The sequence below is a fragment of the Streptomyces sp. NPDC060000 genome (assembly GCF_042737375.1).
Taxonomy (GTDB): Bacteria; Actinomycetota; Actinomycetes; order Streptomycetales; family Streptomycetaceae; genus Streptomyces.
Window position 1 is genome coordinate 21043 of sequence record NZ_JBHWUU010000034.1, and the last position, 11444, is coordinate 32486.

Here is an 11444-nt window from a genome sequence, read left to right on the forward strand (position 1 = left end):
CGGGGCGAAGTCGAGAAGATCAGGGAGAGGGCACCGATGACGGACAGGACACCGGCCGAACTGCGTCGGCAACTCGAGCGGACCGGGCACCGACTGGGGGCCACGGTGGAGGAGTTGGCAGCCAGGGCGGACCTCCGCGGCCGTACTCGTACCCGAGCCGCCGACCTCATGGACCGCGCCGGCGCGATGAGCGTGCAACTGCGCAGCACGGCGTCCCTGGCCGGGTACCGGATACAGGAACGGGCGAGCCGCGCGGGGCACCTGGTGCAGGGCCGCGCGGGCCACGCCGGTCACGTGGCGCAGGGGCGCGCGGGCCACGCGGGGTACGTGATCCAGGAGCACGCGGGCCGTACGGGTCACGCGGTGCTGGCCCGTGCGGGTCGCGCCGGGTACGCGGTGCGCGACAGCGCGGCTCGCGCCGGTCGCACCGCCCAGGAGCGTGCGGCCCACGCCCGCCATGTCCGCGACGGCCTCCGGGGCGCGGCGTCCCGTACGGGGCGCCCCGCGGAGCGGTCCGCGACCGCTCCGGTACGGATGCCCGTACGGCTCGCTCTGCGGGATCCGCGGCCGGTGGTGATCGCGGGTGTCGCGGCGGTGGCGCTGGTGGCGGCCGGGGTGATCGGAAGGGGCAGGGCGAAGGCGAGGGCGGCGCACTAGCCGGCATCGGCACGACCGGCTGAGGCCCGGCACCCACGGCAGGCGGGTGCCGGGCCACCCGTTTGTCCGGGTCCACCGTCCCCGGGGTGCTCCGCCGGACCCGCGCGCGGTGCCACGGCATCGGTCGAACCCTGACATTCACCGAACACTCGATTCCCCTGGACTAAAAAAGTCTTCGGTGAGACGGTGGACCCATGCTGGATGTGACAGTGATCGAGGACCCCGAGGCCGCCGCCGTCTCCCTGGACCCCATACGGGCCGGACTGCTCGCCGAGCTGGCGGCCGGGCCCGCGTCGGCGGCGATGCTGGCCGGCAAGGTCGGGCTGCCGAGACAGAAGGTGAACTACCACCTCAAGGCGCTGGAGCGGCACGGCCTGGTCGAGCTGGCCGGTGAGCGCCGCAAGGGCAACGTCACCGAGCGGCTGATGCGGGCGACCGCCGCGTCCTACGTGATCTCGCCGCTCGCGCTCGCCGCCGTGCAGCCGGACCCGGACCGCTTCCGGGACCAGTTGTCCGCGCGCTGGCTGCTCGCGCTCGGGGCCCGGCTGGTGCGCGATGTCGGCTCGCTGATCACCGGTGCCGCGAAGGCCCGCAAGGGTCTGGCGACGTACGCGCTGGACGGCGAGGTGCGCTTCGCCTCGGCCGCGGACCGGGCCGCGTTCATCCAGGAGTTGACGGCCGGGATCAGTGGGCTGATCCGCAAGTACGACGCCCCCGACGCCGAGGGCGGCCGCGACCACCGGATCGTCGTGGCCGTCCACCCCACGGTCAAGGCCCAACCGCAGCCCCAGAGCCAACCGCAGACCCAGAGCCAGACACAGAGCCAGACACAGACACAGAGCCAGACGCAGACGCAGGCGCAGACACAAGCCCCCGAACTCGGCAGCTAGTTCAGTAGCCGGTGACCAGTAGCCGGTGACCTGTGGCCACTAACCAGTAGTCAGCAGTAGTCAGTAGTCAGTAGTCAGTAGTCAGGAGTCAACCATGTCCAAGGAATTCGAGATCGCCCGCGAGTTCGAGGTCGACGCCACGCCGCAGCAGGTGTGGGACGCCTTCACCGCCGGGACCGGTGGCTGGCTGTGGCCGATGGAGGAGCCGGAGCCGCGTGAGGGCGGCAAGGGCCCCTTCGGGTCCACGGTCACCGTCTGGGACCCGCCGCACCGCTACACCAACCGGGTCGAGAACGTCGAGGGCATCTCCGAGCAGACCCTCAACCAGCTCGACTACACGGTCGAGCCGCGCGACGAAGGCCGGCGCGCGTGGGTGCGCTACGTGCACAGCGGCATCTTCGTCGACGACTGGGACAACCAGTACGACGCGGCCGGCCGGCACACCGACTTCTACCTGCACACGCTGCGTGAATACCTGACGCACTTCGACGGCCGCCCGGCCGCCTTCGTCACCTTCGACGGGCCCGAGGCGTCCAGGGCTTCCGACGCCCTCACGACCGTGGTGCGGGCGCTGGGCCTCGCGGACGACACGGCCGAGGGCGCCCGCGTCCGGGGTGCCGGCCCCGGAGGGCGGCCCCTCGACGCGGTGGTCGACTTCCGCAACCCGTACTTCGTCGGGCTGCGCACCGACAGCGCCCTCGTCCGCGTCTTCGGCCGCAACCACTGGGGCTACCCGGTCGGCGTCAGCGTCCACGACTTCGCGCCGGACGCCGACGCCAAGGCGAACGAGACCGCCTGGCGGGACTGGCTGGACGGAGTGTTCAGCCAGTCCCGGTGACCGCCGGCGCGGGTGCTACGGCCTGAACCGCAGCACCTGCGGGTCGTGGTCGCTGATCTGGTCGTGGAACTCCGAGTTGATGTGCACGCTGTCGTACTCGAAGTCGCCGTCGTGCTTGATCGAGCGGCTCACCAGGATCTGGTCCAGGACCTGCTGGTTGCCCTGGTAGTCGTAGGTGTAGCGCTCGTTCCTGGACAGGGACTTGATCGCCGACCAGAGCGTGCCGTCGCCCTCGAGGATCTGCGCGGTGCCGGAGAACTCGAAGTCGTTGATGTCGCCCAGAGCGATGACGTCCGCCTTCTTCTGCACGTCGAGGATGTCCTTGACGAAGGCGTTGACCAGCGTCGCCTGCTGGTGGCGCTGGGTCTCCGAGCTGCGCACCACCGGCTGGTACTGGCCGGTCAGGCCCTGGTCGCCACCCTTGGAGTTGAAGTGGTTGGCGATCACGAAGACCGTGTGGCCCTGGAAGACGAACTCGCCGGCCAGCGGCTTGCGGCTGCTCGTCCAGGCCGCGTTCGCCGGGTCGATACGGCCGGGGGAGGCGGTGAGCTGCGGTTGGCCGTTCACCGTGGTGACGCCGACGGCGGTGGTGGCGTCGCCGCCCGCGCGGTCGGTGAAGGAGACCCGCTCCGGGTTGAAGAGGAACACCTGGCGGATGTTTCCGCCCGGCTCGCCGCCGTCGGTGTTGTTCGTCGGGTCGATCGAGCGCCAGTCGTACCTGGGGCCGCCCGCGGCCACGATCGCGTCGATCAGCTTGCCGACCGTCACGTCGGCGGCGGTCGTACCGTCGTTCGTGGCGCCGTTGTTGTCCTGGATCTCCTCCAGGGACACGACGTCGGGCGACTGCAGGTTGTTCACGATCGCGGCGGCGTGCTCCTCGAACGTGGCGTCGGACGGGTCGAGGTTCTCGACGTTGTACGTCGCGACCGCCAGCTCGTCCTTCTTCTGCTTCTGCGTCGTCTCCCGCTCCAGGCCACCGCTCTTCAGCGTGCCCAGCCGGCTCGCGACGAGCGTGTAGCCACCGAACTGGTTGTAGTCCAGCGGGCCCGCGGTGACGCCGGCGAGGGTGTCGCCGACGTTCGCGACGGGGAAGTCGGCGGTCGCGCCGAGCGACTGTATCTGCAGCCGGCCGGTGTTCTGCGACGCGTAGGAGTCGTACAGCGTCCCACCCCGGCGGGTGTCGTTCTCGTGCGGCTTCACCGTGACCCACAGCTCGCTGTACGGGTCGGTGGCGGTGACCACCCCGGCGTCGGCGACCTGGACGTTCATGCCCTCGAGGGACTCGTAGTAGTCCAGGGCGTACGTGGCCGGGCGCAGGGTGAGGCCGTTGATCGAGTTGTTCGCGGCGGGGTCGCCGGCCGGGGCGTACGCGACCGGGACCGACTTCTTGTTCACGACGGTCGCGGCGGGGACCGCGTTGCCGGTGGACAGGACCGTCACCGTCGGCTTGGTGATCTCGGTGACCGACTGGTTGCCGGTCGAGGCGCCGCCCGGGACGAACTCCGAGACCGTGCCGTTGACCGTGACGGAGTCACCGACGGCGACCTTCGGGGTGGAGCTGGTGAAGACGAAGACGCCCTCGCTGGTGGCCGGGTCGGCGTCCGGATTCGGATCCTGGATCCAGAAGCCTCTGGACGAGCCGTAGGTGCGTACGCCGGTGACGATTCCGGCCACACCCGTGACCGACTGGCCGGCGTACGGCGACACCCGGGTCGTGCCCTGGATGTCGTGAATGGCCACCGTGGCCGCCTGGGCGGGCGAGGTGAGCGCGACGGTGGAGGCCGCGGAACAGACTGCGGCGACGGTGAGCGCGGCGAGACGTGCGGACTTCTTGCTCGGCAACGGAATCCCTCCGGGGACGTACATGAGCGCCGGGACGAGGGTGGAGCGTGGAACGAGGGGCCGCGGCCGGCGAAGCGGACGCGACGCGCGTAGAAAATACAGTGAACAGATGTCCATCGGATTTCTACGCGCGTCAATCTCCTGCCTGGTCACGCCACTTGTCAAGGTTTCAGCCATGTACGCGGCCCGACGGGGAGATGAACCGGGCGGCATGGGTCCATACCCGTCTAGGCTGAGTGGCCCAGTGCCCCGAGCGGGCCGGTGGCACCACGCGCCCTAGGAGAACCAGCCGATGTCAGACAGCTCCCCCCTGCCGCCGGTGCTACTGCACCCCGAAGCGGAGCTGGCGCGCGACGCGCTGTCCACGCCGTTGCTCTCCCGGGCCGCCCTGCTCGCCCGCTGGGCCGGTCCCGGCACCCGCGTCGACGCCGGGGGCGGGCTCGTCGAGGAGCAACTGGCGTCCGCCGCCGAGGCGCTCGGGCTGACCGGGGACGACGCCGCCGCCTACGCGAGCGAGGCCTGGCGGGTCGCCATGGACGCCGGGCTGGTGGACATCGCCGACGAGGAGGCCGGCACCGTCAAGGCCGGCGAGGACCTGGCCCTGCTGACCGGCGGTTCCCCGCACGACATCCTCTCCGTCTGGCTCGGCGCCCTGGAGACCGTGCTCGCCGACGCGGCCGTGCCCGACCTGGACGAGCTGATGGAGGCGATGGACGAGGGCGGCGAGATCGACTTCTCCCGGCTCGGCTGGAACCCCGAGGCCGAGGCCGAGTTCCTCGACGGCGTACTCGGCAACCTCTACCTGCTCACCGCCAGTGAGGACGGCCCCGGCGACGCCCCCGTCCCGCTTCCCGCACTCGCCGCGTCGATGATCATCCCCGGTGACATGGGCGAGCCCACCAACGACGTCCTGGAACAGGTCTCCGACGCGATGATGCGGCTCGACGAACAGTTCCGGCTCCTGGAGCCGATCGGGATGGTCGCCTACCGGCCCGTCGACGAGGACCTGATGGCGGACCCCGAGGAGGAGCCCGCCGCCGCGGTCGACGAGACCGACGTCTCGCGCTACGGCATGGTACGCCTCACCCCCCTCGGCGTGTACGGGCTGCGGGCCCGGCTGCTGGAGGCCGGCTTCGACGCCCCGGCGGTCGGCGACCTCGCCGACAAGGGCGCCGACGCCCTCCTCGACGCCGGCGCCGGTTACGGCTCGCGCGCCGCGCTCGCCGAGACCGAGCAGTGGCTGGTGCGTCGCGAACCCCTCGAGGCCGCACGGGAGTTGCTGGCCGCCGCCCGCGGTGCGGACCCCGGCGCGCCGCTGCGCCGACTGCGCTGCCAGCAGGCCCTCTCGCTCGTCGGCGGCCAGGCCGAACCCGCCGTCCGCGAGGTCCTGGACGACCCCGAACTCGGCGGCCTCGCGCGCGTCTGGCTCAGCGAACTCGGCGCGACGGACGTACCCGCACCCTCCGAGGACCTGGTCTTCTGGCTCACGATCGACACCCTGGCCGCGCAGCTCGCCGCCGAGGGCAACTCCGAGGAGCTCCAGGCCCTCGTCGAGGGTCTGGCCCAGCAGCACGGCGGGTTCTTCTCGGCGGCCTGGCGCGTCGACCATCCGGCGACCCCGGACGTTCTGGAGGCGATGGGACGCCTGCACCCGGACAAGCGCATCGCCAAGGAGGCCCGCAAGGCGGCGTTCAAGGCGCGGTCGCAACAGGGCGGATGACTCGGCTCGCGAGGCGGTGTTCGTGGCGCGGTCCCGGCAGGGCGGCGCGGCCGGGGCGGATGACTGGGCGCGCGAGGCGGTGTTCAACGCGGGGTCGCAGCAGTGCGTTCCCGGCGGTGTGGTCCCGGCCGGGGTGGATGGGTCGGTAGGCGAGCCGGTGTTCGTGGCGCGGTCCCGGCAGGGTGGATGGGTCGGCTCGCGAGGCGGTGTGCAAGGCGCGGTCCCGGCAGGGCGGTCGCGGTCGCGGCCGGGGCGGATCAGTCGGCTCGCGAGGCGGTGTTCGTGGCGCGGTCGCAGCAGTGCGTTCCCGGCGGTGCGGACCGGGCGGTCCGGACGATGCGTTCCCGGCCGGGGCGGATGCGTCCGCAGGCGAGCCGGTGTTCATGGCGTGGGCGCAGCGGCGTGGTCGCCGTGGCGCGGTCCCGGCAGGGCGGATGAGTCTTGCGGCGGGAGGGGCTCGGCCGCTGCGGTGACGGGCCTTCTTTGGCCTTCCGTGGCCTGATCCGTACGGATTCATGGAAGGGGGTCCCCTGAAGTCGCCCCCTGTTCAACTCCCGTTCAGGCATGGGCGGGACGGTGTCGCCGGACCGTGGTCCGCCACCCACCACGGCATTTCCACCGCGTCTCAGGAGACACCATGTCGCTCACCCGCAGGGACTTCGCCAGACAATCCGCGATCACCGGTGCCGGGGTCGCACTGGCGGGCAGCGTAGGCGCCCTCGCCACCGCGCCGAACGCCCTCGCCTCCTCGGAGACCGAGTCCGCGGCGGACACCGCCGACGCGAAGCGGGGATCGCAGGGATCGGCGGCCGGGCACCACGGCGTCGGCTACGGACCGCTGCTCCCCGACCCCGCCGGCATCCTCGCGCTGCCCGCCGGGTTCAAGTACCGCGTCATCACCTACAGCGGCCGGACCAAGCTGGAGTCCGGCGAGATCACCCCGTCGAACCACGACGGCACCGCCACCTTCTGCGGCCCGCGCGGCGCGACCCTGCTCGTCAACAACCACGAGCTGAAGGGCCCGCGCGCGAGCTGGCAGTACCCGGTCCCGCTCACCGAGGGCCACGTCTACGACCCGGCGGCGGCCGGCGGCTGCACGGTCGTCGAGGTACGCCCCGGCGGACAGGTCGCCGAGTGGGTCGGCATCGCGGGCACCTCCACCAACTGCGCGGGCGGCAGCACCCCCTGGGGCACCTGGCTCTCCGGCGAGGAGACCGAGGACAAGGCCGGCCAGAACGGCATGACCAAGGACCACGGCTACATCTTCGAGGTCGACCCGGAGGACCGCCGCGCCAACCGCGACCCGAAGCCCGTCAAGGCGTTCGGCCGGTACGCCCACGAGGCGGTCGTCATCGACCCCAAGCGCGGCCACGCGTACCTCACCGAGGACGCCTCGGGACCCAACGGGCTGCTCTTCCGCTGGACCCCGCCGGCGGGCTTCCGCCACGGCCGCGGCAAGCTGCGCACCCTCGCCGACGACGCCGGCGTCCTGCAGGCCTTCAAGTGCTTCGACTCCGGCGGCCAGTTCGTCGACGACCTCTCCCGCGCCACCAAGATCGGGACGGTGTACGGCGTGGACTGGGTCGACGTACCCGACCGTGACGCCAGATCGGTCTCCGTCCGCAAGCAGTTCACCGACGGCCAGGTCACGCGGGCCCGCAAGCTGGAGGGCATGTGGTGGGGCGACGGCGGCACCTACATCGTCTCCTCGTACGCCCGTGACGAGAGCCCCGTCCAGCACGACGGCGCCGTCTGGTTCTACGACCCCAAGCGCCGCACCCTGACCCTGAAGGTCCTGCTCGGAGTGAACCCCGATCCGTCCGCCGACGGCGCCTTCGACGGCCCCGACAACATCACCGTCTCCCCGTACGGCGGCCTCGTCATCGCCGAGGACGGCGAGGGCGTCCAGCACCTGTTCGGCGCCACCGACAGTGGCCGCACCTATCCCATCGCCCGCAACGAACTGAACATCGGCACCGCCGACAAGCCGGAGTACAGCGAGTTCACCGGCGTCACCTTCTCGCCCGACGGTCACACCCTGTTCGCCAACATCCAGACCCCGGGCATCATGCTGGCGATCACGGGACCGTGGAAGCGCCAGAAGCGGTGACCGGCAATCCGTAATTAATTCACTCGCTCGATCTGCGGCCGTCCTCCTAAAGTGATGCACGTCCAGGTGCGAAGGCAGGACCTACTTCCACTGATAATGGGGCGGCCGCGGGTTCGAGTCCCGCCACCGGCACAACGCGCCGGTGTAGCTCAGGGGTTAGAGCACCTTGTCGGTTCCGCCGGCTTCGATCTCTGGACACCACAATTTCACAGCACCTCCCGGTGCGCAGGCTGCGGCTACTTCTTTGCAACAGAAATCCAGGCCGCCGCCGAATTGATCTCGGGAGGCGCAGCAAGTGGTGGGTGTCCGGTGCGCAGGCAGCGGTTACTTCATTGGATCGGACGGTCGCGGGTTCGAGTCCCGTCATCGGCTTCAGGCCGGTGTAGCTCAGTCGGTAGAGCATCTGGCTAAGTCCGTCGCCGACCCCTGATCTCGGGCACCCTCCTTTTGCTGCGCCTCTCCCGATGCATATCGCAATGAACAATGAATTCGGGGGAATTCACCATGGCGCGCTTCAATGTCCGTGCCCGTAGGACCCAGCCCACCTCGCCCGTGACCAGCACGGGCCGGATGCTCCGTACCCACCAGGGCGGCCGGGGCCATGAGCGGGACGCCCGCTCCGAACTCTTCCTGCTGGCGATCGCCAACTTCGTCTCCCAGCAGACCTTCTACGAGTCCGGCGCCGACCGCGACGACCGCTTCGCCAGGCTCGTGCGCGAGCTCGCCGTCAGCGACCCGTCCTGGACGGCCGGCCTGCTGGGCTGGCTGCGCGGCGAGGGCAACCTCCGCACCGCCGCGATCGTGGGCGCCGCGGAGTACGTGCACGCCCGCCTGGCGGTGGGCGCCACCGAGGGCCCCTCGAACCGGCAGGTCGTGGACTCCGTGCTGCGGCGACCCGACGAACCGGGCGAACTGCTCGCGTACTGGACGGCTGCGTACGGCCGTAACATCCCCAAGCCCGTCAAGCGTGGCGTCGCCGACGCCGTACGGCGGCTGTACAACGGCAAGTCGCTGCTGAAGTACGACACCGCGTCCAAGGGTTACCGCTTCGGCGACATCCTCAACCTGGTGCACGCCGCGCCGGATCCGGCCAAACCCTGGCAGGGCGAGCTGTTCCGGTACGCCCTCGACCGCCGGCACAACCCGGACACGGCCGTGGTGCCCAAGTCGCTGCCCGTACTCGTGGCGCACCGTGACCTGATGGCACTGCGTCCCGCCAAGCGGCGCAGGGTCGTGACCGGAGCGGGCGGCGCGCGGCGCCTGGCCGAGGCGGGCATGACCTGGGAGGCGCTGGCGGGCTGGCTCCAGGGGCCGATGGACAAGGCGGCCTGGGAGGCGGTCATTCCGACGATGGGGGCGATGGCCCTGACGCGGAACCTGCGCAACTTCGACGAGGCCGGTGTCTCCGACGAGGTCGCAGCGCAGGTGGCGGCGAAGATCAGCGACCCGGCGGAGGTCGCGCGCTCGCGGCAGTTCCCCTTCCGGTACCTCGCCGCGTACCAGCACGCGCCCTCACTGCGCTGGGCGTACCCGCTGGAGCAGGCGCTCGGCCATTCGCTGGCCGGCGTGCCCGCGCTGCCCGGCCGGACGCTGGTGCTCGTCGACCGCTCGGGCTCGATGTTCTACGCGCGGTTGTCGGACCGCTCCGAGCTCAACCGGGCCGACGCGGCGGCGATCTTCGGCACGGCGCTCGCGCTGCGGGCGGCGGACGCGGACCTCGTCGAGTTCGGCAGCAGCAGCAACACGATCACATTCCGTAAGGGGGAGTCCATGTTGAAGATTCTGGAGCGTTTCGGTGACCTCGGCGGTACGGACACCACCGAGGCCGTGCGCCGGCACTACCGCAAGCACGACCGGGTGCTGATCGTCACCGACGAGCAGTTCGCCGCGAGCGGCCACGGCGACCCGACCGACCAGGTCCCGGCGAGTGTGCCGGTCTACACCTGGAACCTGGCCGGCTACCGCGCGGGCCACGGACCGTCGGGCAAGGCGAACCGGCACACCTTCGGCGGGCTCACGGACGCGGCCTTCCGGATGGTGCCCCTGCTGGAGGCCGCCGACGACACGCGGTGGCCGTGGGTGGCCGCGGACTGAGAGCCGGTGAGAGGTGCCGAGCCGCGAGACCTGAGAGCCGGTTGACGTACCCCAGCCGCACCGCCTGCGACCCGGACAGCCGGCGGGCGCGGCCCCGGAGGTCGTCGGCCCGTTCCGGCAGGGCGCGGGTGTGCGGAAGCAGATCGGCGCCGGCCGGGGTGAGCGAGACCGACCGGCGGTCGCGGTCGAAGAGGCGTACGCCGAGGTCGCGCTCGAGCGCCTTGATCTGCTGGGACAGGGACGGACCGGCGATCAGGAGCCGCTCGGCGGCCGGCCCGAAGTTCAGCTTCTCGGCGACGGCGACGAAATGCCGCGGTTGGCGCAGCTCCACGCCGCCATGCTTCGTCCGGGCGACCGGTAGGAGGCTGCACCTACCAGCGAGGAGGAGGACGGTCGTGGCTGCCCGGGCGGTGCCGGCGGATGATGGAGGTCGGCGATCACGACGGCGCCCGGCCGCCGCGATCCGACCGGATCACCGGATCCTCATCGAGCGGAGCGGGCCCATGCGAGAGTTCCTGGTCGAGATCACCACCACCGTCCCCGAGGGCACCAGCCAGGACGAGGTCGACGAACGGCGCGCCGCCGAAGCCGTCCGAGCCCGCGAACTGGCGGCCTCCGGCCACCTGGCCCGGCTGTGGCGGCCGGTCGGTGAAGTGCGCAGCATCGGTGTCTGGTGCGCCGACGACGAGGCGGAACTCCACGAGAAGGTGCTCGGTACGCTGCCGCTGCGCCCGTGGATGACCCTCACCGTGACCCCGCTCCAGCCCCACCCCAACGACCCGGGCCGGACCCGCGCCGACAATCCGCTGTGACGGCGGTCCACGACCCGTATCGACGACCGGCTGTGACGGCGGTCCGTGACCCGCGCGACTCCGCCGTGACGGCGGTCCGTGACCCGCGCCGGCAACCGGGTGTGACGGCCGCCCGGCACCCCCGCCGCCCCCCTTCGGCACCGCGGCCGCCTTGCACATCTCGGCCACGCCCAGCGCCGAGTATCCGCGCAGCTCGATCAGTGACCGCGCGGCGCTGAGGATCTTCTCGCGGGCATCGCTGGTCCGTCCCATGAGTCGAGTGGACGACCCAACTCGCACGACCGGTCGTCTACTCACCCGCGCCCTGCACCCCGCGCCCCGTGACCCGCGCCGGCAACCGGGTGTGACGGCCGCCCGGCACCCGCGCCGCCCCCCTTCGGCACCGCGGCCGCCTTGCACATCTCGGCCACGCCCAGCGCCGAGTATCCGCGCAGCTCGATCAGTGACCGCGCGGCGCTGAGGATCTTCTCGCGGGCATCGC

Annotated in this window: 9 protein-coding genes, 1 tRNA gene and 2 pseudogenes; 8 read left to right on the forward strand and 4 right to left on the reverse strand. The window is 71.4% G+C overall.

The genetic code is table 11. The features are described from left to right. Positions 1–36 precede the first annotated feature (36 nt). The 3 genes from ACFWBB_RS19450 to ACFWBB_RS19460 all read left to right on the forward strand — a co-directional run bounded on the left by ACFWBB_RS19450 (position 37) and on the right by ACFWBB_RS19460 (position 2385). Positions 37–657 carry a DUF3618 domain-containing protein gene (locus ACFWBB_RS19450; RefSeq protein WP_385273537.1) on the forward strand — a complete coding sequence of 207 codons (621 nt, stop codon included), beginning with the start codon at positions 37–39 and terminating at the stop codon, positions 655–657. A gap of 194 nt (positions 658–851) precedes the next feature. Next, complete coding sequence (locus ACFWBB_RS19455) at positions 852–1547, forward strand: ArsR/SmtB family transcription factor (protein ID WP_385273540.1); 696 nt, start codon at positions 852–854, stop codon at positions 1545–1547. Positions 1548–1641: 94 nt separating this feature from the next. Then, positions 1642–2385, forward strand: a complete 744-nt coding sequence (locus ACFWBB_RS19460) for an SRPBCC domain-containing protein (protein ID WP_385273543.1) — start codon at positions 1642–1644, stop codon at positions 2383–2385. A 15-nt stretch (positions 2386–2400) separates the two neighbouring features. Here the strand turns inward: ACFWBB_RS19460 and ACFWBB_RS19465 are convergent, their stop codons facing one another. After that, on the reverse strand, positions 2401–4227 hold the full coding sequence (locus tag ACFWBB_RS19465; protein ID WP_385273546.1) for an endonuclease/exonuclease/phosphatase: 1827 nt from the start codon (positions 4225–4227) through the stop codon (positions 2401–2403). A gap of 292 nt (positions 4228–4519) precedes the next feature. On the opposite strand from ACFWBB_RS19465, the gene ACFWBB_RS19470 reads away from it, so the two are divergent. The 4 genes from ACFWBB_RS19470 to ACFWBB_RS19485 all read left to right on the forward strand — a co-directional run bounded on the left by ACFWBB_RS19470 (position 4520) and on the right by ACFWBB_RS19485 (position 10151). Then, the gene (locus ACFWBB_RS19470) at positions 4520–5947 is read left to right on the forward strand and encodes a hypothetical protein (protein ID WP_385273549.1); all 1428 of its coding nucleotides are present in this window, start codon (positions 4520–4522) and stop codon (positions 5945–5947) included. 637 nt (positions 5948–6584) lie between these two features. Continuing rightward, positions 6585–8057, forward strand: a complete 1473-nt coding sequence (locus ACFWBB_RS19475; RefSeq protein ID WP_385273552.1) for an alkaline phosphatase PhoX — start codon at positions 6585–6587, stop codon at positions 8055–8057. A 59-nt stretch (positions 8058–8116) separates the two neighbouring features. Continuing rightward, positions 8117–8186, forward strand: a tRNA-Ile gene (locus tag ACFWBB_RS19480). A gap of 375 nt (positions 8187–8561) precedes the next feature. Beyond that, the gene (locus ACFWBB_RS19485; RefSeq protein WP_385273555.1) at positions 8562–10151 is read left to right on the forward strand and encodes a TROVE domain-containing protein; all 1590 of its coding nucleotides are present in this window, start codon (positions 8562–8564) and stop codon (positions 10149–10151) included. Here ACFWBB_RS19485 and ACFWBB_RS19490 read toward each other — a convergent pair. Then, positions 10144–10482 (reverse strand): annotated as a pseudogene (locus ACFWBB_RS19490) (LysR family transcriptional regulator); the annotation flags it as partial. The gene ACFWBB_RS19485 and the pseudogene ACFWBB_RS19490 overlap by 8 nt on opposite strands. Before the next feature lie 172 nt (positions 10483–10654). Here ACFWBB_RS19490 and ACFWBB_RS19495 point away from each other — a divergent pair. After that, complete coding sequence (locus ACFWBB_RS19495; RefSeq protein WP_385273558.1) at positions 10655–10963, forward strand: muconolactone Delta-isomerase family protein; 309 nt, start codon at positions 10655–10657, stop codon at positions 10961–10963. 129 nt (positions 10964–11092) lie between these two features. Here ACFWBB_RS19495 and ACFWBB_RS19500 read toward each other — a convergent pair. Then, positions 11093–11215: pseudogene (locus ACFWBB_RS19500) on the reverse strand (TetR family transcriptional regulator); the annotation flags it as partial. Positions 11216–11256: 41 nt separating this feature from the next. Then, on the reverse strand, positions 11257–11444 hold a 188-nt coding region (locus tag ACFWBB_RS19505), incomplete at its 5' end, for a TetR family transcriptional regulator (protein ID WP_385273561.1).